Origin of the sequence: Bacillus sp. NP247 (assembly GCF_018966865.1) — a bacterium.
GTDB lineage: Bacteria > Bacillota > Bacilli > Bacillales > Bacillaceae_G > Bacillus_A.
The window spans coordinates 3,199,587-3,221,414 of sequence record NZ_CP076653.1 but is presented as its reverse complement, the minus strand read 5'-3'; the positions used below and the strand labels follow the sequence as shown (position 1 = coordinate 3,221,414).

At 34.5% G+C, this 21,828-nt stretch carries 13 protein-coding genes, 16 tRNA genes and 1 rRNA gene; 1 reads left to right on the top strand and 29 read right to left on the bottom strand.

Annotation, left to right across the window (positions count from 1 at the left end; genetic code table 11):
• Nucleotides 1-43: 43 nt before the first annotated feature.
• From colA to KPL75_RS16830, 13 genes are all read right to left on the bottom strand, one after another.
• Nucleotides 44-2,941, bottom strand: a complete 2,898-nt coding sequence (colA, locus tag KPL75_RS16890; RefSeq protein ID WP_219917057.1) for a collagenase ColA — start codon at nucleotides 2,939-2,941, stop codon at nucleotides 44-46.
• A 305-nt stretch (nucleotides 2,942-3,246) separates the two neighbouring features.
• A complete protein-coding gene (locus KPL75_RS16885) occupies nucleotides 3,247-6,330 on the bottom strand; it encodes an NEAT domain-containing protein (RefSeq protein WP_219917056.1) in 3,084 nt (1,027 codons plus the stop codon).
• A 128-nt stretch (nucleotides 6,331-6,458) separates the two neighbouring features.
• A complete protein-coding gene (yhbH, locus tag KPL75_RS16880; protein ID WP_002113900.1) occupies nucleotides 6,459-7,634 on the bottom strand; it encodes a sporulation protein YhbH in 1,176 nt (391 codons plus the stop codon).
• A 448-nt stretch (nucleotides 7,635-8,082) separates the two neighbouring features.
• On the bottom strand, nucleotides 8,083-9,978 hold the full coding sequence (locus KPL75_RS16875; protein WP_002029658.1) for a PrkA family serine protein kinase: 1,896 nt from the start codon (nucleotides 9,976-9,978) through the stop codon (nucleotides 8,083-8,085).
• A gap of 404 nt (nucleotides 9,979-10,382) precedes the next feature.
• On the bottom strand, nucleotides 10,383-12,452 hold the full coding sequence (locus tag KPL75_RS16870) for a sensor domain-containing protein (protein WP_219917055.1): 2,070 nt from the start codon (nucleotides 12,450-12,452) through the stop codon (nucleotides 10,383-10,385).
• Nucleotides 12,453-12,575: 123 nt separating this feature from the next.
• On the bottom strand, nucleotides 12,576-13,064 hold the full coding sequence (gene trmL / locus KPL75_RS16865) for a tRNA (uridine(34)/cytosine(34)/5-carboxymethylaminomethyluridine(34)-2'-O)-methyltransferase TrmL (RefSeq protein ID WP_000538149.1): 489 nt from the start codon (nucleotides 13,062-13,064) through the stop codon (nucleotides 12,576-12,578).
• A gap of 58 nt (nucleotides 13,065-13,122) precedes the next feature.
• A complete protein-coding gene (locus KPL75_RS16860) occupies nucleotides 13,123-14,010 on the bottom strand; it encodes an amidase domain-containing protein (RefSeq protein WP_219917054.1) in 888 nt (295 codons plus the stop codon).
• A 44-nt stretch (nucleotides 14,011-14,054) separates the two neighbouring features.
• Entirely contained in the window at nucleotides 14,055-15,197 is a 1,143-nt protein-coding gene (gene queG, locus KPL75_RS16855; RefSeq protein WP_219917053.1) for a tRNA epoxyqueuosine(34) reductase QueG, read from the bottom strand.
• A gap of 200 nt (nucleotides 15,198-15,397) precedes the next feature.
• Nucleotides 15,398-15,471: transfer RNA gene (locus KPL75_RS16850), tRNA-Gly, on the bottom strand.
• Between the two features lie 115 nt (nucleotides 15,472-15,586).
• A complete protein-coding gene (locus KPL75_RS16845) occupies nucleotides 15,587-16,240 on the bottom strand; it encodes a DsbA family protein (protein ID WP_219917052.1) in 654 nt (217 codons plus the stop codon).
• 187 nt (nucleotides 16,241-16,427) lie between these two features.
• Nucleotides 16,428-17,204, bottom strand: coding sequence for a transglycosylase domain-containing protein (locus KPL75_RS16840; protein ID WP_201038657.1), 777 nt, complete (start codon nucleotides 17,202-17,204; stop codon nucleotides 16,428-16,430).
• A 519-nt stretch (nucleotides 17,205-17,723) separates the two neighbouring features.
• Nucleotides 17,724-18,185 (bottom strand): NUDIX hydrolase, encoded by a 462-nt coding sequence (locus tag KPL75_RS16835; RefSeq protein WP_219917051.1) that lies wholly within the window; start codon nucleotides 18,183-18,185, stop codon nucleotides 17,724-17,726.
• Between the two features lie 151 nt (nucleotides 18,186-18,336).
• Nucleotides 18,337-19,056 carry a YebC/PmpR family DNA-binding transcriptional regulator gene (locus KPL75_RS16830; protein ID WP_219917050.1) on the bottom strand — a complete coding sequence of 240 codons (720 nt, stop codon included), beginning with the start codon at nucleotides 19,054-19,056 and terminating at the stop codon, nucleotides 18,337-18,339.
• A gap of 748 nt (nucleotides 19,057-19,804) precedes the next feature.
• On the opposite strand from KPL75_RS16830, the gene KPL75_RS16825 reads away from it, so the two are divergent.
• Nucleotides 19,805-20,125 (top strand): DUF3884 family protein, encoded by a 321-nt coding sequence (locus KPL75_RS16825; RefSeq protein ID WP_219917049.1) that lies wholly within the window; start codon nucleotides 19,805-19,807, stop codon nucleotides 20,123-20,125.
• Nucleotides 20,126-20,334: 209 nt separating this feature from the next.
• On the opposite strand, the gene KPL75_RS16820 is transcribed toward KPL75_RS16825, so the two are convergent.
• From KPL75_RS16820 to rrf, 16 genes are all read right to left on the bottom strand, one after another.
• Nucleotides 20,335-20,416, bottom strand: a tRNA-Leu gene (locus KPL75_RS16820).
• Between the two features lie 10 nt (nucleotides 20,417-20,426).
• Nucleotides 20,427-20,497, bottom strand: a tRNA-Cys gene (locus tag KPL75_RS16815).
• Between the two features lie 14 nt (nucleotides 20,498-20,511).
• A tRNA-Gly gene (locus KPL75_RS16810) sits at nucleotides 20,512-20,586 on the bottom strand.
• Between the two features lie 5 nt (nucleotides 20,587-20,591).
• Nucleotides 20,592-20,666: transfer RNA gene (locus KPL75_RS16805), tRNA-Gln, on the bottom strand.
• Nucleotides 20,667-20,730: 64 nt separating this feature from the next.
• Nucleotides 20,731-20,806 (bottom strand) — tRNA-His (locus KPL75_RS16800).
• A 19-nt stretch (nucleotides 20,807-20,825) separates the two neighbouring features.
• Nucleotides 20,826-20,899: transfer RNA gene (locus KPL75_RS16795), tRNA-Trp, on the bottom strand.
• Nucleotides 20,900-20,908: 9 nt separating this feature from the next.
• Nucleotides 20,909-20,992, bottom strand: a tRNA-Tyr gene (locus tag KPL75_RS16790).
• A gap of 10 nt (nucleotides 20,993-21,002) precedes the next feature.
• Nucleotides 21,003-21,078, bottom strand: a tRNA-Thr gene (locus KPL75_RS16785).
• Nucleotides 21,079-21,092: 14 nt separating this feature from the next.
• Nucleotides 21,093-21,168, bottom strand: a tRNA-Phe gene (locus tag KPL75_RS16780).
• Nucleotides 21,169-21,178: 10 nt separating this feature from the next.
• Nucleotides 21,179-21,254, bottom strand: a tRNA-Asp gene (locus tag KPL75_RS16775).
• Nucleotides 21,255-21,257: 3 nt separating this feature from the next.
• Nucleotides 21,258-21,334, bottom strand: a tRNA-Met gene (locus KPL75_RS16770).
• 24 nt (nucleotides 21,335-21,358) lie between these two features.
• Nucleotides 21,359-21,434, bottom strand: a tRNA-Val gene (locus tag KPL75_RS16765).
• A gap of 5 nt (nucleotides 21,435-21,439) precedes the next feature.
• Nucleotides 21,440-21,514: transfer RNA gene (locus KPL75_RS16760), tRNA-Glu, on the bottom strand.
• Between the two features lie 19 nt (nucleotides 21,515-21,533).
• Nucleotides 21,534-21,625: transfer RNA gene (locus KPL75_RS16755), tRNA-Ser, on the bottom strand.
• 2 nt (nucleotides 21,626-21,627) lie between these two features.
• Nucleotides 21,628-21,702 (bottom strand) — tRNA-Asn (locus KPL75_RS16750).
• Nucleotides 21,703-21,710: 8 nt separating this feature from the next.
• Nucleotides 21,711-21,826 (bottom strand): 5S ribosomal RNA (gene rrf / locus KPL75_RS16745).
• Nucleotides 21,827-21,828: the final 2 nt, after the last annotated feature.

The following is a 21,828-nucleotide window of genomic DNA, read 5'->3' as shown; positions in this document are numbered from 1 at the left end:
ATTTTCCACAAAAAGTAAAGTTAAACATACATTGGAAAAGCACTTATTTTAGTGATAATGAGTACGTTCCATCGCCATTATCATATTTATATACATACAAGTAATACTTACCTGGTTTTGCATTTAATTTTGCTTCTATATGATTTCCATTAGCTTGACCGTAAGCAGCATAATTTTGCATATCTGATTCATGGTGAAGTACCCACGTCATTCCAATTCCATACTCATTTAAAACAGAAATATCGATATCTTTCGCTGCTGCTACATTAAATGTATAAACATCGGTGTGATCCCCGCCGATAAGGCTACCTTTTATAGTAGTGTTCAGCCCGATACGATTTGCTTCCTCTGGACGATTATTTGGTTCAGATTCTGTTAAACTTCCATCTTTAATCGTAACAGTTGTCTCGCTTCTACTCTCTTTTCCTTTATCATCTTTTACTCTTAACGCTACTTTATAAGTTCCTTCTTTTTCATATGCATGTACTGGATTAACTTCCGTACTTGTTCTTCCGTCTCCAAACTCCCATGAATAAGAAACGATTTTTCCATCTTCGTCGTTTGATCCATCACTTTTGAATTGAATTCCTTCTTTTACAAGCCCATTATAAGGACCGTTTATATGAACTGTCGGAGCTTTATTCTCTCCGTCATCTTTTGCGATACCATGGAAGACTACATCATATTCAAATTGTTTGGAACTATTCACACGGTAATTGACGAAATATGCTGTAACCGTTTTGTAGCCGCTCCATTCTTTTTGCGCCAATTGTTCTAAAGCTTCATTTACTCTTTTACTCATTGCGTTCCAGTCTTCTGATTCACCTTTTGTTACACTACCTGTAAACGTACCTTCTAATGTAAATGTATTAAAGAATTGAGACTCATGTTTTGTCATTTTTGTATCTTTCATAGACAACGTCTCACTAATTTCTTTCTTCACTTCTGTTAACGATTTTGGTGCATGTTCAGTTAAATAATCATCTGCTACTTCCGGCACATTATACTTATCTTGATTATCAATTAACTGCTGCATATAAGCTTGGTACTCTTTATTTAACTTCGGATCTTTACTTAAAGTTTCACGATATGTATCGTAATTTTTCACGTCATTCGCACGAATTAAATCTTGAATTTTATCAAATGTTTCAAATTGATGTGTATACAAGTAAGACTGCAACGCAAACGAGTAGTTATAGAAATCCCAAGAACCATATTTAGCAAATAGTGTACGCTCTGCTGTATAACGGCTTGCAGGATCAGATGATAATCCACTAATGATGCTCTTTCTCGGTACTACATTATTTGTACGAGTAGATCCTGCGAAAAATTCTGCATTCCCTTCTTGGAACCAAGTTAATCTTTCATTTTGATACATATCTCCTCTTCCAAATAAACCTGGAACTTCATATCTCCCTTGAAGATAATGAGTAAACTCATGACGGAATAACTCTTCTAAACTATAAATACTTTGCTCTGGCGTACGCTCATATGTAAAGAATGTGCCTGTCTCTTCAATATAAATCCCACCGTTGTTTGTCTCATATCCGTACAGTTGTCTATTTAATTGATATTCATCTGGAGTGTTATAGATTACTATCGTTAATACGTCGTCTGCATTACCTTGTTCTAAAGCTTTATCATTACCGATTACACGGTGATATTGCGCCTTTACTTCTTTCGCTGCCCAATACAATCTCTTAATTTTTTCTTCCGATACTTTATCCCCTGTTTTAAACACAATGGATCCATCGTCAAATGTGTACGTTTTTGGTAAGTACTGCTCTTTTCCTTCTTTACGTATCTTTTCTAAATCTACCGTATTCCCGCTATAATCTTTCCCGTTATAGTTTGTTGTAATTTGTTCTACTGCAACAAAATACGGTTCACTTAAACGTGGATACATATGCATTGCTTGTGTAACAACTTCTAATCCTTTATTTGGATTGCTATAAAATTTTCCTAAACGGCTAGCAAAATAAATTCCATTATTAACGAGCCATTTATTTTCTGGCGTTACTTCATTTAGAAGAGCAATACGATTTATTTCATTAATAAACCCATCTACTTTTCCATACCACATCGTTTCATTCGCTTCTTTACGAGCCTCATTTAAGTAAGACTGTATATCATAATCAATGCCTTGCATCATATCGTACACAGCTTGCCCTTTCATACGATCGTCTACATATGCGTTAAAATTATCATTATATTGTTTTAAAATATTCGATGCGTATTGCACCGTTTCAACATCACTTGATGCATTACTAATTAATTTACCGTATGCAGATACTACTGTATCTTGCTCATTTGTTCCAAGCTTAAAGTTTGGATTTTTTGCGATTGCTTTTAAAGCAGGTAAACATTTGTCCTGGAAGCTTCTTTCATTTAAAGCGCTTAATTCATTATTATAAAATGCAAGATAAAAAGCTGAACGTAACACTTCAGTAAACGTTTGAATTCCTTTTGAATCATCTTTCGTAAATGTACTACCTCTATGAGCTAATTCGTCTATAATTACTTGCATTTTTCCTTTATCTTTATAAAAAGCCTTTGCATCTTCATTAAACTGGAATAAGTCTGTAATTTGGTGCCACTTAATACTGCCTAACGTTTCAACTAATTCTTGATCATTCATTTTGTTTAAATCAGCCATTGAATAGCTTTCTTTAACTTGCTTTACTTCTGAACTCTTCATAACAGCTGCTGGTCGCTGTGAAAAGTCTCCTACTTTTAAACGTTCTTGAAACGATAATGTTTCCTCAGCTTTAGAAGTGTGCCCAATCTCATCTACCGGTTTTTCAATTCCAACTGGTTTCGAATGCAATACATTATATGGTACTTTTTCTTCCGCTGACACATGAGTTTGAATTGCCCCGAGCGATAAGGCCATTGTACTAATGCTAAGCATCACTTTATTGATCTTTGATTTCTTGTTCATATCCTTGCCCCCTATTTTAATATTCCATTCAAGAATTTAACATAAAATCTAGATACAACAATATAAAATGCAATATTTCATATTATTTCTTCCTACAATTTGTACATATCGTGAACAAATCAACCTTTATCTCCAAACAATAATCTACTTTCTTCCATTTCTAATACACTTAGAAAATGCCCAGCAATATCCTTCTCTCATACAAAAAGACATCATCATATGCATGTTTCTAATGAAACTGCCATGATAATGTCTTCTCAAAAAAGAAAAAATTAATTATATCTAATAATAAGATTAAACGTTATTTATTTCTTAAATAATCTCTTTCTAAATACGAACATACTTAGTGCGGAAAGAACAAGTGTTATTCCAGAAAGTAAAGTCGATGTGCTAGCTTCACCGCCTGTTGATGGTAAAGATTTCTTGCCTTCCTCTGGCTTATTAGCATATTGTTTATTTAAAGCGTCTGCTTTTCTTCCCTCGTTTTCAACAACTTGATTATTCCCTTTTTGCTCTTGATCCAAGCCTGTTGCTGATTCTTTTACTTCTTTTACTTCTTTTACTTCCTCTTTCGCTTCTTCAATTTCTTTTGTTGGCTCTTTTACTTCCTCTTTCGCTTCTTCAACTTCTTTTGTCGGCTCTTTTACTTCCTCTTTCGCTTCTTCAACTTCTTTTGTTGGCTCTTTTACTTCTTCTTTTACCTCTTCAACTTCTTTTGTTGGTTCTTTTACTTCTTCTTTTGCTTCTTCAACTTCTTTTGTTGACTCTTTTACTTCCTCTTTCGCTTCTTCAACTTCTTTTGTCGGCTCTTTTACTTCTTCTTTTACCTCTTCAACTTCTTTTGTTGGCTCTTTTACTTCTTCTTTTACCTCTTCAACTTCTTTTGTTGGCTCTTTTACTTCTTCTTTTACCTCTTCAACTTCTTTTGTTGGTTCTTTTACTCCTTCTTTTGCTTCTTCAACTTCTTTTGTTGGTTCTTTTACTTCTTCTTTTGCTTCTTCAACTTCTTTTGTTGGCTCTTTTACTTCTTCTTTCGGTATTAATTTTTCTACTATATTCTGCATGACGATGCCACTATATAATATGCCCGTCTCATAATGATCTGCATCTAAATCAAATTCATATATTTTTTCTCCTAGAGTACTCCAAATGATTCCCTCATCAGTAAGCGTTCCACCTTTACTCTTTAGTGTAATCTTTTCAATTGGCTCTCCCTCTAAATCATATACAGGAATTGTCACTTCTTTATTTATTTCTGCATCATCCAAAATGACCTTTTGCCTTCTAACATCAATTGTTCCCCACTGACCTAATTGTATTAACGGCCTTACATCACGAATCTCATTTTCAGCTAATTTTAAACTAAGTAAGTCTAACATTGAGCCAAGAACCGTTACATCTTTAATACGATTATCTGTAAGATTTAACCATTGTAAATTTTTCAATGAAGATAACGGTGTTATATCTTCAATTTGATTATGAGATACATTTACATCGTTCAATTGTTTCAAGTTTGAGATGAACTCAATATTTTTCAAGCTTACTCCTTCTAAAGTGAATTTTTCTAAATTCGTCATGTACTCTAAACCTGTTATATCTTTTATCTCTTTTCCTTTTTCTTTAAGTATCTCTAATTTTTTAATCTGTAATAAATCTTCTTTTGTGATAGGAGTGTTTAAATTCTCTCTACCTAAATTCTCTTTATTAATATGTTGTTGTAAAGTTTTATCGAGAATTACATTTTCCTTTTGTTCATTATCCTCTTTTATTGTTTCCTTTATTTCATCTAATCTTTCAACAACATTTTGAATTACTGTTCCATTAAATTTAATACGATTCTCTTCTGGCTTTATATCCAACGTAAATTCGTATGTTTTTTCACCGGTAGTCCCCCATTTAACAGAACCATTATTAACTATTCCATCTTCACTCTTCAATTGAATGGTGTTAATTGGATCTCCTTGTAAATTATAGACGGGTATTTTAACTTCCTTATTTTTTTCTACATTATCTAAAAAGATTTTTTGTCTTTGAATATCGATATACATTCTTTTTCCTAGCTCTTGAACAGGTCTAACATCACGAATTTCATTTGAACCTAGCTTTAAATTATATAAGCCTGTTAAGTGACTAAGTGGCGTTATATCTGAAATATAGTTTTCTTCTAAATTAAGTGATTGTACAGTAGACAATCTTGATAAAGGTTCGATGTTTTCTAATTCATTTTTAGCAAGATCTAACTCTATTAATTTTTTCATTGATGTAATATGTTCAATATTCGTAAGTCCATTGTTACTTAAAGATAAATTCTTTACATTTTTCAATTGCTCAATCCCAGCAAGGTTATCATTACTAATTTGATTATTTGCTACAGTCAAATCCTTTAAAGATTTCACTGTAAATAATGGTTTAATATCTTTTATATAGTTACTACTTAAATCTAGCGTTTTAATCTTCTTTATTTGACTTAATGGGCTTAAATCTGAAATTTTATTATTTCTCAAATTTAAAAACTCAATATGTTCTAACTCAGCCAAAGGTCTAATATCTTCAAGTTCACCATAGGTTATACTTAATAACTTCAATTGTCTCAATTTCGAGATAAATTGTATATTTTCTAACTTAACTTCTTCCAACGTTAAGTTTTCTAAGTTCGTCATATATTCTAGACCGCTTACGTCTTGTATTCCTTTACTTTTAGCTTCAACGACTATTAAGGATTTAACTTTTAATAAATCTTCCTTAGTTATTGGAGTATCTAGATTCTCTCTATTCAAGTTATATTTATTAATATGCCTTTGTAATTGCTTATCTAATATTACATTTCCGCTTTCATCTTGTTGATCCACTTTTTCCTCTTTATTTTCCTTTTGCTTTTCCGGAACATTGTTTTCTAAATTTAAAGTATTCACTTCAAACTGTACTTGATATTTATTGTCATAAGCCATTGTCGGAATATAAATATGCATTTGCATATTATACCTTTTTCCTAATTCCCCTACTTCAAACTGAATCACTTTCGTTCCATTTTTCTTTTTATCTTCTGATATTACTTTCACATCATGAAACACACCAGGAGTATGAATATCCTCTGTTTTCAAATATTGAAAGAAATCACTATCACTTAACGTCGCCGTTACAATTTTCTTTCCATTCTCAATTGTTAATTTCGGATCCTTTATATAAACAGCTGCCATAGACTCTTCATTCGTTTTATCTTTATACGCTTTAATAACAGCGTCATATGTACCATCTTCTAAACCTTGTCCCGTTTTATTCGCCTCAATTGCTACCGCTGCTAAAGCAGGGGTCGAATACACAGCAAACGGAAGTGATAACGCCGCCGCTATAAACATTGCATTTATACGTTTTTTATTATTTTTTTTCAACTTTACATCTCCTCCAAAATATATAAATCAAAATGTAATCATTCTCGAATAAATGATAATGATTTTCATTATCATTGTCAACTAAAAAAATAAAGAGTTTACAAAAAAATAAACCCCTTCAAAAGGGGTTATGCCATTTTCTCTCCTGATTCTTCTTTAAAAAAGCTCTTCATCGCATGAAATACATCTGCTTTTTGTTTTAAAATATAGTATCGGAAGTTTTCATCTTTAATATTTTTATATGCTGACATAAGCGTACTGTGGCGGTTGTACTGGTTCACTTCCCCATACCCAAACATATTACACTTCTTCATCAACTCTTCAACAAGCTTTACACATCTAGCATTATCCGAAGTTAAATTATCACCGTCTGAAAAATGGAATGGATAAATATTATAACGATCTGGTGAATATTTATTATCGATAAGCTCCAGTGCTTTTTTGTATACAGAAGAACATATCGTTCCCCCGCTCTCGCCTTTTGAGAAAAACTCTTCTTCTGTAACGACTTTCGCTTCTGTATGATGAGCAATAAATTCAATATCAACTGTTTCATATTTTGTGCGTAAAAATCTTGTCATCCAGAAAAAAAAGCTACGTGCCATATACTTCTCCCATATTCCCATCGATCCACTCGTATCCATCATCGCTAATACAACCGCTTTTGAGTCTGGCTTTAACACTTCATTCCAAGTACGGAACTTTAAATCTTCTTGGTGAATTGGATGGAAAGATGCTTTACCACGCATTGCATTTCGTTTATATGCAGATATCATCGTTCGTTTCTTATCGATATTTCCCCATAATCCTGTTTTTCTAATATCATTAAATTCAATGTGTTCAATCCGGTTTTCATCCAGTTCTTTTCTTTTTAAATTAGGCAACTCTAACTCTTTGAAAAACGCTTGCTCCAATTCTAAAATTGAGACTTCTGCTTCATAATAATCTTCTCCAGCTGCATCTCCTGCCCCTTGCCCTTTTCCTGGTCCTTTCTGCTTTTGACCACCTGATCCATCTCTCGCAACGACATCACCAACTTTACTGTCACCGTTCCCTTGCCCAACATGTTTATTTTTATCATAATTGTATCTAATCTTATATTCATCTAAAGAACGAATCGGTATTTTCACAACATCCCTACCATTAGACATAACAATATTTTCTTCTGTTACAAGATCTGGTAAATTATTTTTAATTGCCTCTTGTACTTTTTCTTGATGGCGTTGTTGGTCGTCATATCCTTTGCGATGGAGGGACCAGTTTTCCTGTGAAATTGTATAGTTTGGTTGATTTTCTTCGCCCATGCCTTTCCCTCCTTACTGTATTTGTTTTTTCTTATGAACAGCAATCTATAATTTTGTTTTCTAGTATGCGTAACTAGAATATTTGAAAAATAACTGTTCATCGAAAATCATCCCATAAACATATATAGCGTTTTTCATACAATACTCCGAGCATCTTAAACAAAATTTTGCCACTCACATAATATAAAGAAACATTCAGCCGTTGATAAGAAAGAAACACAATGCATTGTTGCACACATTTTCATTTTGCAACATATTGTATTGTGTTGGCTTTTTTGTATGAATGGTTGGTTACTCTATCATATGCATATTGTAAAAATAATTGACAAGAAATTCATAAAATCGCATCTTAATTTATTATATTCGGACAAGCTATGACATTTTTTACAAATATCAATAGATAACAAAACGCCGTCCCAAAAATAAGAGACAGCGTTTTGTTATCAAACTATCGATTTAACAAACTACCTACATATCGTAACAATTCATTCGCAGATGAAGAATTATAGCCATGCTCATCAATTAAGCGTGCAACAACATCATTGATTTTCTTAAGCTGATTTTCGTCTGGTGTTTTCGTTGATGTTGTAATTTTCACTATATCTTTTAAATCAGCAAATAGTTTTTTCTGAATCGCTTCACGAAGACGTTCGTGTGAATTATAATCAAAGCGTTTCCCTTTACGTGCATAGGCAGAAATGCGAATTAAAATTTCTTCACGGAATGCCTTTTTAGCATTTTCTGAAATTCCAATTTGCTCTTCAATCGAACGCATAAGTTTTTCATCTGGGCTCATTTCTTCACCCGTTAACGGATCACGTAATTTTGATTTATTGCAGTACGCTTCGACGTTATCTAAGTAATTATCCATAAGTGTCTTAGCTGATTCTTCGTATGAATAAACAAACGCTTTTTGTACTTCTTTCTTAGCGATTTCATCGTATTCTTTTCTCGCTAATGAGATGAAATTCATATAGCGCTCTCGGTCTTCACTACTAATTGACGGGTGCTGATCCAATCCGTCTTTTAACGATCTCAGTACATCTAGTGCATTAATAGATGGTACCTCTTTTCGAATAATTGTAGAAGAAATTCGGTTAATGACATAACGAGGGTCAATCCCCTTCATACCTTCATCTTGATATTCGCGTTGCAGCTCCTCTACATCAATCGTATTATATCCTTCTACCGTTTCTCCATCATATAAACGCATCTTTTTAATTAAATCAATATCCGGACGCTTCGGGTCTTTTAAACGAGTTAAAATAGTGAACATTGCTGCAACGCGAAGTGTATGCGGTGCAATATGAACATTGGACACATCACTTTCACGAATCATTTTTTCATAAATATGTTCTTCTTCACTAACCCGTAAATTATATGGAACCGGCATTACAATAATTCGTGAATGCAATGCTTCATTTTTCTTATTTGCTATAAATGAGCGATACTCTGTTTCATTTGTATGAGCTACAATTAATTCATCTGCTGAAATAAGCGCAAATCTTCCTGCTTTAAAATTCCCTTCTTGTGTAAGCGAAAGTAAATGCCATAAAAATTTCTCATCACATTTTAACATCTCTTGGAATTCCATCATGCCGCGGTTCGCCTTATTTAATTCTCCATCAAATCGATATGCACGAGGATCTGATTCCGAACCGTATTCTGCAATTGTAGAAAAGTCTAGACTACCTGTTAAATCGGCAATATCTTGTGATTTTGGATCTGAAGGACTAAATGTACCAATTCCTGTACGGCGATCTTCAGAGAAGAAAATACGCTCTACAACTACATCCTCAATTCTTGACCCGTATTCTTGCTCTAGACGCATAACATTTAATGGTGATAAATTCCCTTCAATCCTTACTCCATATTCATCAAAGAAATCATTCCGTAAATGCTGCGGAATTAAATGAAGTGGATCTTCATGCATTGGGCATCCTTTTATTGCAAAAATTGCTCCACGATCTGTTCGTGAATATGTTTCTAATCCTCTTTTCAACATCGTAACTAATGTTGATTTCCCCCCACTAACAGGCCCCATTAATAACAAAATACGTTTCCTAACATCTAATCGTTTTGCAGATGGATGAAAATATTCTTCCACAAGGCGTTCTAAAGCATCCTCTAATCCAAATAGCTGATTACTAAAGAAGTTATATTTTCTTCTACCATCAACTTCTTCAATTCCAGCATCTTTTATCATATTGTAAATGCGAGAGTGTGCTGTTTGAGCCACCCATGGTCTTTCTTTCACAAGCTCCAAATACTCCGCAAACGTACCTTCCCATTGTAAACGTTCTTCTGCTTCCCGATATTGTTCAATTTTCTTTAGAATATCCATTATAGCTCCTCCCCCATCTCCTTGTTCAATCGGATTATTATAAAAGGTATGCTAGGATGTCCTTAAACATTCTTTAAATCAAAACGAAATATATAATGGCGCTATAAAATTCTCTCCAAAATTCAAAGAAAATTCTGTATAATAAAGATATTAAAGTTTTCACGCTGCTATTCATTGTAAATAAATTCTTTTCTTCTTGGAACCTTACATACATTTCGATTCACAAATAGGATTCGTAAGCCGAAAAAGTAAGGGGGAAATTAGTATGAAGTTATTATTAATTTTAGGTGTATCACTCACATTTCTTACAGCTATTTTCACATCTGGTTATAACGATAAATCAGGTACACAAAAAAAGTGATGTGCTTTTCAGCACATCACTTTTTTTCTTGTTTTTTTATACACTATTTAAAATAAATATTTTCCACATCGTATATCGATAAAGGGCGATTATAAAAATAACCTTGTACAATTTTTACATTCTTTTCCTTTAAAAATTGTATTTGTTCCGCCTTTTCTACTCCTTCTGCAATTACATTTAACCCTAGAGTATGTGCTAAATGAATAATTGCAGCCGTAATATTCGTATCTCTTTCATCTTTATATATACCTTCCATAAAAGAACGATCAATTTTTAACGTATCAATCGGATATGTTTTTAAATAACTTAAAGATGAATATCCCGTTCCAAAGTCATCTAAATGAATCTTTAAATTTTGTTCTTTTAACTGCAATAACACTCTTTTCGATAAATCTTTATGTATAAGAGCCCCTTCTGTAACTTCTATTGCTAATAAATGAGGAGGGACATCGTACTTATTTAAAGCGCGTGTAATCATCTCTAGTAATGTAATAGAACGAAAATGTCTAGCTGAAATATTAACTGCAATTGGTACAACTTCATATCCTTTATTTAACCATTCACGTATTTGCTCACAAACTTGATGTACTACCCATTCATCAAGTTTAATAATAAATCCTGTTCTTTCAGCAAGTGGGATAAATTGATTTGGCGAGACAAAACCTAGCTCCTTATTCTCCCATCTTATTAGGGCTTCCATACTGGCTATCTTTCCCGTTTCAATATTAATTTGAGGTTGATAATATAGGAAAAATTCATTTTTCTCTATAGCACGATGTAACTGATTCTCCATTATAAACCTTTTTTCACGTTCACAATCTAATCCACTACAATAAAAATGATAATACCCTTTTCCTTTTTCTTTTGCTTTTTCCAAAGCTGCGTCGACTCTTTGGAAAAGCATTTTTTCATCCATTCCATCTTCTGGGGCCATTATAATCCCAATTGATGCACTCAAATAAACATCCTCTTCTTCTATTACAAAATGCTCACTAATTTTTCTTAATATTGTTTGTGCAACTTCCTCTACGCACTCTTTCGTTATATTTTCTATTAACATAACAAATTGATCATCATGTTCTCTAAATAAATGCATATCTTCTATTTTTAGTTCCCGTAGGCATTCAGTAACTTTTTTTAATACTTGATCCCCTTCTTTATGACCAAATGTATCATTAATAAGGTGAAATTCATCCAAATCTATAAAAACCAATGCAAATTCTTTATTATCATCTAAAAATTCATTTAGTTTATTTGTACATGATATTCTATTCATTAACCCCGTTAACTGATCGAAGTAAGCCAAATACTCTGTTTTCATCTCATTTAATACTTGCCTCGTAACATCCCTCGTAACAATGTACACCCCGACGATTTCAGCATTCACAATAATGGGGATAGTCCTCGCAGAAATATAAAGTTCATATCCTTCTTTATGAACATATTTCTTTGCAACAATTTGTTTTGCTTTTCCCTGTAAAGCATTCTTAAATATAATTTGAAAAGTTTTTTCATACTCTTTATTTATAAACTGAAAAATAAATTTGTCCTTTAACTCTTCATATCGATACCCAAAAATTTCATAAGTTGCTGGATTTGCATATGTAATTCTTCCAATAGAATCTACAGATATAATGGAATCATTATTATATTCTAGTAATGACTTAAATAACATTTGTTTTTCTTCTATTTCAGCTTTTTTCTTAACCTGTGCTGTAATATCTCTAGTAATACAAATAATAAACTGACACGTTCCATTTACATCGCATACTGGATTAAGTGAAGATTCATAATGTATATCACCAGTTGGCAAACTAATTACATCACAAAATGTATTTGATCTCGCTTCTCTCATTACTTTTGCATATTGTCCTTGTAATAGCCTTGCCGTATCTTCTGGTAATACTTCCGCAAAAGTTTTTCCATAACATTCTTTCCCTAGCCTGGCGTGATCCATTCCTATTTTATTCACATAAATATATTTAAAAATTTCATCATCAATAACTTTCACAATAAACACTAAATCTTGAATAGCATGTAACAGTCCCTGTCTTACTAAATCCATATCTATCATACTTAAAAAGGTATTTTGATTATTATATTGTTCCTTCATATTTATCTCAACCCGTCTTATCTATTTTTATTCATATATCTCATTCTATATGAATATGTACCCTTTTTAAAATGTATGATTACATATTTTTTTAAAAATAAAAAAGCCGCCAAATGGCGACTTTTAATAAACGATTTCTAAATCTAATCCTGGATAATTTTGTTGACGGAACGCTTCATAAATTAAAATTGCTGCTGTATTAGATAAATTTAATGAACGTACTTTATCCGTCATTGGAATACGTAAACAATGATCGAAGTTTTCTTCAATTACATTAGCTGGTAATCCATTTGTTTCTCTTCCAAATACGAAATAGTAATCCTTCTCACGTTTGCTATAATCAAATGCTGTATGAGCTTTCTCGCCATACTTTGTTAAATAGAAGAATTCACCATCTTTATTTTTCTCATAAAATTCTTCGATTGAATCATAATACGTAACTTTTACGTGCTGCCAATAATCTAGTCCTGCACGCTTTAACATTTTGTCATCCGTTGAAAATCCAAGCGGTCTAATCAAATGTAACTCTGTTCCAGTTGCTGCACAAGTACGTGCAATATTTCCTGTATTTGCTGGAATTTCTGGTTGATATAAAACAACATGTACTCCCACGCGATATTCACCTCTATTTTTTGTCTACTACGTATTATACCACTTGAACGAAAAATCTCTACCCATTAATAATATGAAAGAATTTATATTTCATTTGTGGTGTATATTTACTAGAGTCTTCATAGTTCCAATAACGCCTGCGGCTATTCGCTGAATGTGCATTTACAAGCGGCATACCATCTGCGTCTTTTGCTACTACAATTGTCGTATGATTCCACCTACCATCATCCTCAAAATCATACGCAATTACATCGCCAAGAATAAGGTCTTCTGGCTTTTCTACTGCTTCTGCTCGAAGCCCTGTTGTAGCACCTGACAAATACCAATAAAAAGAGTGTGCTACAGCCCAGCTCCAACTCCACTGGTTTTCCCTTTGCCACCACCCTTTACGAATGTTAGGATGTCCATTCATTGGTACTTCTCCAGTGTGCAGACATTGTGAAATAAAATTTGTACAATTATCAGGAAAATTACGGTATGCAGGATTGCGATCATCCCACCAACGCTCTGCATATTTCACTGCCTCTAAACGATTATATTGATATGAACCGTATTTTTCTTTCGTGACTTCCCGTTCTAACGTTTCACCTATTCCTATTTCTTCCGACACTTCAAGAGCATAATCATCTATTATACAACTATTTTTCAAACAAACTCGTCGTTTTAATTGTTCCTCTTCGATATAAAATAATTCTTTATGCTTAATTAAATATTTCAGGTGTATTTGATAATCAATTTCTTGATGCTCATTACTATTTAATTGTCTAATGAAAAAAACATCTGCAGTTGCTTTCACTATATCTGCACTACGCTTTTGAAACAATTGTTTCTTTCTCTGTACCATTTGTAACAAATCTACTGCAATACCATCTACATCTGTTCGTTTCTCTGTTATATATGCTAAAAACTGTTGCACTTGCTTTTCAATACTCACTTTTACAACCATTCAGTCTCCCTCCCATATTACAATATGAAAAAGGGAGATATTATCTACTCTTTTTTCTGTGCTAACAATTCAAGTCCACGATTCATTTCATGAAGAACCTCTTCATCTTTCTCACGTTCCATCGCCTTTTCAATCGCTTCTCCTACTCCGTCTCCACCAATTTTACCAAGTGCCCATGCTGCTGTTCCCCGAAGTACTGGTCTTGGATCATCTTTCATAACACCGATTAAATCAGGAATTACTGCTGTTTCTTTAAAATGTGCAAGTGCTAAAATAGCATTTCGTTGCAATGGCTTTTTACCTCTCCATGAACCAGACATAATCCCATATTTTTCTTTAAAATCACGATTACTAATTGTTAAAAGTGGTGTTAATAATGGTTTAACTAATTCAGGGTCAGGCTCCATTTCAGGATGATTATGAAAATCCATTCCTTTATTTTTCGGACAAACAGTCTGACACGTATCACATCCATATATACGATTTCCTATTTTATCGCGATATTCTTCAGGCAAAAATCCTTTTGTCTGTGTTAAAAATGCAATACATTTCTTCGAGTCCAACTGACCGCCTTGTATTAAAGCGCCTGTAGGACAAATATCAATACATTTCGTACAACTTCCACATTGATCTTCTATTGGCCGATCAGGAGGAAATGGTACATTCGTAATCATTTCTCCTAAGTATACATACGAACCAAATTCCGGCGTAATAATAGCACAGTTCTTACCGCTCCATCCAATACCGGCACGCTCTGAAACAGCTCGATCACTTAGCTCCCCTGTATCAACCATTGATTTCACTTCTATATCCGGAAGCTTTTCGATTAAATACGCCTCTAACTTTTGCAAACGATCTCGTAAAACAAGGTGATAATCTTGGCCCCAAGAAGCACGGCAAAAAATCCCACGACGTTCTCCTCGTTTACTTAATGGTGCATTTTTTAATTTTGAAGGGTATGCTAAAGCAATCGCAATGATCGATTTCGCACCAGGTAACAATAGCTGTGGATTCGTTCTCTTCTCTATATCAGGCTCTTCGAATCCAGACTGATAATTCAATTGTTGTTGCTGGATTAGACGCTGCTTTAATTCCTCAAATGGTGACGCACTGGCAAAACCTATTTTATCTATACCAATCGTTTTACTATACGCAATTACATCTTGCTTTAATTGTTCAAAATCCATTCTCAATCGCCTCCTCCGATGAATCCATCCCTTATGTAACGACTATATTGGTTATCAATTCACTTTTGGAATAATATTCTTCACTTCTATTTTCGCATACAATTATGATTTTCAAACATTAAAAAACGCAATGCTTCGTTTATCTTAGAAACGAAACACTGCGTTGATCACAATTTATTAGAAAAACATTAAATAAAATTTGGAGCGGGTGAAGAGAATCGAACTCTCGACCAGAGCTTGGAAGGCTCTTGTTTTACCACTAAACTACACCCGCAAATATGAAATAAATATAAGATATTGAAATAACTTATGTAAAGTAGTATAGCATGTAAAAAAAATCGAAGCAAGAAATTTATCGAAAAAAGTCGAAAAAGTGATGAGATACCTCATCACTTTTTCAATTCTTTATCAATCGCCTTCTTCATACTATCGAAATCAGGGTTTGCAAGATTCCCATTTATATATACTGAAGGAGCACCTTGAACTTTTAATTTTTGAGCACGATCTGAATCTTTACGTACTTTGTCTTTCATTTCTTTACTGTGTAAATCTTTTTTAAACTGTTCTACATTAATTTTTGGAAGCTTTTCTTTCACAATAGTAAGAAGTAATTCTTCTGTAATCCATTCTTCCGTATCTTTCTTTTGATTTTGATAAATCTCATCATAGAAAATCCAGAATGAATCTTGATCTTGTTTATAAATTGCTTCACCAGCAGCTGCACCTAAATCAGAGTCTTTTCCGATAAACGGGAAGTTAATAAAATATAACTGCACTTTACCTTTATCAATATACTCTTCTTTTAATCGTGGTAATACTGTTACATCCCAAGTACGACAAGCTGGACATTTAAAGTCTCCAAATTCAACTACCTTAACGGGAGCATCATCTTTCCCTAAAGATTGTTGCGTAGAATAAGCAAACATCTCATTCCCTTTATCTTTCTTGTCATTTATGATGCTATAGACAATCGTCCCGATTACAATCAATACTGCGATAGAAAAAACTACACCAAGAGCCATGAGTTTGTTTGATGATTTCATATACATTCCTCTTTAATTTCATATTCTGTATACATCATTGTACACAATACACATAATATCAATACTTACATAGGTCACGCAATGAACACGCTCACATAAATTACAAAAATACAACATTTGTGACAATATTGTGTCGTCTTTTGTCACAAATTATCCAAAAAAAGAAGCTCCTATTTAGGAACTTCTTTTAACTTACTGCTTTTTCACGGGCATTTTTTAACATGGATTGCTCTGTTTTTATATCATGACGAATTACCAATTTTTCACTAACTGCTTGCACATATTCATCATGATTTATATACCCTTCTTTCTCCATTAGCCTTAAAACTACATTCCGTCTCTCAACTGCTTTATCATAATTTTGTGCAGGTGAGTAATAAGCCGGTGCTTTTACTACAGCAGCCATCATTGCACTTTCAGCCAACGTTAATTGATTCACCTTTTTACCGAAGTAAAGGTTTGCTGCTTTTTCAATTCCCCATGCTCCTTCTCCGTAGTAAATATTACTCACATATAATTTTAAAATCTCATCCTTTGTGAATGTACGTTCAATCTTTTTCGTATAAAAAATTTCTTTCCACTTACGGGAAAATGTACGTTCATTAGATAAAAAAGCATTTTTAGATAGCTGCTGTGTAATCGTGCTTCCGCCTTGCACAACACCACCAGCTTTTATATTTTCAATAGAAGCTCGAATAATTGCTATATAGTCTAAACCGTTATGATGATAAAACCTTTTATCTTCCGTCGCAATAAATGCGTGTGTTAATGATTCTGGTACCTCTAACTTAGCTGGTACATGTAATTTACTAATATCACTTCGCTCAATCATTACATTTCCAACGAATAATAATGCAAAACTTAACAATAATAATAATATAATGGCTTTATAAAGAAATTTAGTTAATGGATTTAATGCAACTTTTTGATGATAATTCACTCTGGATAATACTCGTTCTTTCATCTTGAACACCTCTTTTCCACACAGCATATATAACTCTTAACTTAAGAATACCTTGTTGTAAAAGAATATCCCATCGATTTCTCTTACACCTACCTTACAACATTGTAAGGTGTAAAAATGTATTGTATCACAGTCTTTTTTTATCTACTATTCATATGAAATGTTGAATATACATTTATTTATAGGAAGTAGGACTCTCCTTAATTTCACTTTATTCTTTTATTATATCAATTTATACGTTTATACTTTTAAACATCTAGCAATCTAATTATATACGATATATCATTATTATACAGAACAAACGTTCTCTAAATCAATACTAACTTTCAGATTATCTCGCTATTTGTGGGCAGTAAAACTTCTCCCTCAAAAATTGGCTAAAGCAATGAAGTTAGGTGGTAGTCCTGCTTCCCCCACTAATTATTAGCCTACACTTTATTATTGTGACCTTTTTCTGAAACAGTATACATAAAGAAAAGGTTAGCAATTTGAGATGTCCTCAAATAACTAACCAAAACTTTACAATCTTCCTATAAGATTATATGGCTGAACTTCCCATGTTTCGTATGGAATGAAATGCATTGCTTTCATCGCATCAAGTGTCCTTGATTTCATATGAGGACGCGTTATATACTCATCGATGTTCTCTTCATTTAAAGCAACAAATTTAGCTTCTTGTATTTCTTCAGGTTGAATTTTTATTTCACCACTAACATATGCTACTTTAAAAACAACAGCTACAATATGCATAGAAGCATTATAATAAATCCCTGTAACTCCGATAGGCTTCACAGTTAATCCGGTTTCCTCCATTATTTCTCTGCAAACTGCTTGATCGAGCGCTTCCCCTTCTTCTACCTGTCCTCCAGGCATTTCCCACGTATCAGCTCGCCAGTGCACTTTCGTTAAAAGCACTTCATTCTTTTCATTTGTTAAATAACCTGCTACGGCAACAATATGCTTTGGTGTTTTATACTCCACAGAAATACCTCCAAGAAATACGATTATTTAAAATACAAACCTATAACCATATTCCCTAACAGCTACAAAATACCTTTAATCCTTTACCACCTTAATTAACTTCATAAAAAAAAGACCCTGTTCGTTAAAGGAAAGGGTCTTCTGTCTTATATTATTCCCCTAAGTCTACGTTGTGGTAAACTTGCTGTACATCTTCTAAATCTTCTAATGCATCAACCATTTTTTCAAATTGTACTTGAGCATCTTCAGGAAGTTCTACATCACTTTGTGCAAGCATTGTTAATTCTGCAACTGTAAATTCTTCAACACCGGCATCTTTAAGTGCAGATTGTACTGAATGGAACTGATCAGGTTCAGCATAAACGATAACAGAATCTTCTTCTTCTAGAATGTCACGTGCATCTACATCTGCTTCCATTAAGATTTCAAGAACTTCATCTGACGTTTTACCTTCAAGACCGATAACAGCTGTCGCATCAAACATGTAAGCTACAGAACCGTTTACACCCATGTTACCACTGTTTTTGCTAAATGCAGCTCGTACATCTGCTGCAGTACGGTTTACGTTATTTGTCAGTGTATCTACAATTACCATAGATCCGTTTGGTCCAAAGCCTTCATAACGAAGCTCGTCATAGTTTTCTTCTGAACCGCCTTTTGCCTTTTCAATCGCACGGTCAATAATTGTTCTTGGCACGTTGTATGTTTTCGCACGTTCTAATACAACTCTTAACGTTTGGTTTGATTCTGGATCTGGCTCGCCTTGTTTTGCTGCCACATAAATTTCACGTCCAAATTTCGCGTATATACGGCTTGTATTTGCATCCTTTGATGCTTTTTTTTCTTTAATATTGTTCCATTTACGGCCCATACTTTCCACTCTCTTTCCCGTTTTAAATCTACATAAAAATATTAATATAAAATATAATGTGTATTCAACACATTTTTAAAAGAAATATAAAAATTTCATTTTTGATTCATATTACAGACATAATATAAATCACTATCATTTTGTTCTTTCGACAAGTTATATTATACATGAATTCCTAAGTTTATTACGAATTTTAGAATCACGTAGCATAATTTAACAAAAAAGACTCTAACATTTCTATTAGAGTCTTTTTTAAGTCACCGATACCGATGGTCGGGGTCGAACCGACACTCCCGAAGGAACACAATTTTGAGTCTTTTTAGGTGACATTTATATAGAGTGCTACCTTTTAAATCCTTTATTTTAAAGCATTTAAAAAATTTTGAGCTTCTTTAAACATGATAAATTAAAATGAAACGGAGCCAAAATGGAATCATATTAAATAACTGACACCTTTTACTTTCATTCCTCTCCCTTGATTAAGTTCATCATATTTCATTTATTACTGTGATGATTTATTTTATTATTTCTTGCTAAACAATAAGAAAGACAGGGCAAAGCTGCCCTGTCCTTTTAAAGATTTGTTATGTAGTATGTTATGAACTGTTCATTATCAAACTAAAGTTATTCCTTTTCATTCCTCTACTAATCCCATAATATTTCCTTAATTACTTTCTATTGCTGTATAATTAAAATAGGAAAAATTTTCTTGTAATTCAAAAATTTGAAGGAAGGATGAGGGAGAATTATGACACATTCAAATGAGAAAAAATCACATGGTTTTAAAGGAATAGGAGAGAAGTTAAACCCAACTATCTATCAAGTGAGATTCATAAAATTGGATGGGCCAATTCAATTTGAGTCGTTTCCTAAATTAAAGGAATTAGGGGACTGGTTGAGTACTTCAACGCAAATGTGGTCGTGCCACTCAACTATGTACAAGTACAACAGAGAAGAGTTTGAAAAGAAGTTTTTGGAAATTACGAAATTACCAGCTGATAATGTGGTAATTTCAACTGGTGGTATCGGATTTAACTTCATGTCACCAGGGTGGAGAGATTCTCTCTAGAGTGCTCGAAAAAATTCTTGTATATGTAATATTCTACTGAAATTTTATCCTTTTAGTACTTCATAGTTTCTTCCAACTGTATCTAAAGTTCGTCGCTTACTCACCGCACACTAACCCAACGCACTATTAGTGCTTATTTTGTAGTGTGAAGAAAACACAAAAAAGCTCTACACAATTAGTGTAGAGCCTTGATGTTAAGCCGTTCGTGATACCGATGGTCGGGGTCGAACCGACACTCCCGAAGGAACACGATTTTGAGTCGTGCGCGTCTGCCAATTCCGCCACATCGGCATAATAAGAAAGGCGGCAACCGGATTTGAACCGGTGGTAAAGGTTTTGCAGACCTCTGCCTTACCACTTGGCTATGCCGCCATATGAAGTTAAAATGGAGCGGAAGACGGGATTCGAACCCGCGACCCCAACCTTGGCAAGGTTGTATTCTACCACTGAACTACTTCCGCAAAAATGGCTGGGCTAGCTGGATTCGAACCAGCGCATGACGGAGTCAAAGTCCGTTGCCTTACCGCTTGGCTATAGCCCACCGAAGTTTTACTTAATTATATGTAAGTATCCATTAATTTATTTGTAATTTTTAAAAATAAAAATGGGGCGACTGATGGGAATTGAACCCACGAATGCCGGAGCCACAATCCGGTGCGTTAACCACTTCGCCACAACCGCCATGTTGTGTTTATATATTTGGCAGGGGCAGTAGGAATTGAACCCACACTGGAGGTTTTGGAGACCTCAGTTCTACCTTTAAACTATGCCCCTATGTAAATATGGTGGAGGGGGGCAGATTCGAACTGCCGAACCCGAAGGAGCGGATTTACAGTCCGCCGCGTTTATCCACTTCGCTACCCCTCCGAAACTTACATGGTGCCGGCTAGAGGACTTGAACCCCCAACCTACTGATTACAAGTCAGTTGCTCTACCAATTGAGCTAAGCCGGCATATTTTATTAAAATGGTGGCTCGGGACGGAATCGAACCGCCGACACGAGGATTTTCAGTCCTCTGCTCTACCGACTGAGCTACCGAGCCTTATTAAAAATGGCGGTCCCGACCGGGGTCGAACCGGCGATCTCCTGCGTGACAGGCAGGCATGTTAACCACTACACCACGGGACCATTTGGTTGCGGGGACAGGATTTGAACCTGCGACCTTCGGGTTATGAGCCCGACGAGCTACCGTACTGCTCCACCCCGCGATAATATTATTCATATAATTTATATGGTGGAGGATGACGGGATCGAACCGCCGACCCCCTGCTTGTAAGGCAGGTGCTCTCCCAGCTGAGCTAATCCTCCAAAAGTGGTGACCCGTACGGGATTCGAACCCGTGTTACCGCCGTGAAAGGGCGGTGTCTTAACCACTTGACCAACGGGCCAAATATTATAAATTGCTTATGGCGGAGAGCAAGGGATTCGAACCCTTGATACGCTTGTGACGTATACACGATTTCCAATCGTGCTCCTTCGGCCAACTCGGACAGCTCTCCAATGGCTCCGCAGGTAGGAATCGAACCTACGACCGATCGGTTAACAGCCGATAGCTCTACCGCTGAGCTACTGCGGAATAATATTGCCTGGCAACGTCCTACTCTCACAGGGACAAGGTCCCAACTACCATCGGCGCTAGAGAACTTAACTTCCGTGTTCGGTATGGGAACGGGTGTGACCTCTCTGCCATCATTACCAGACT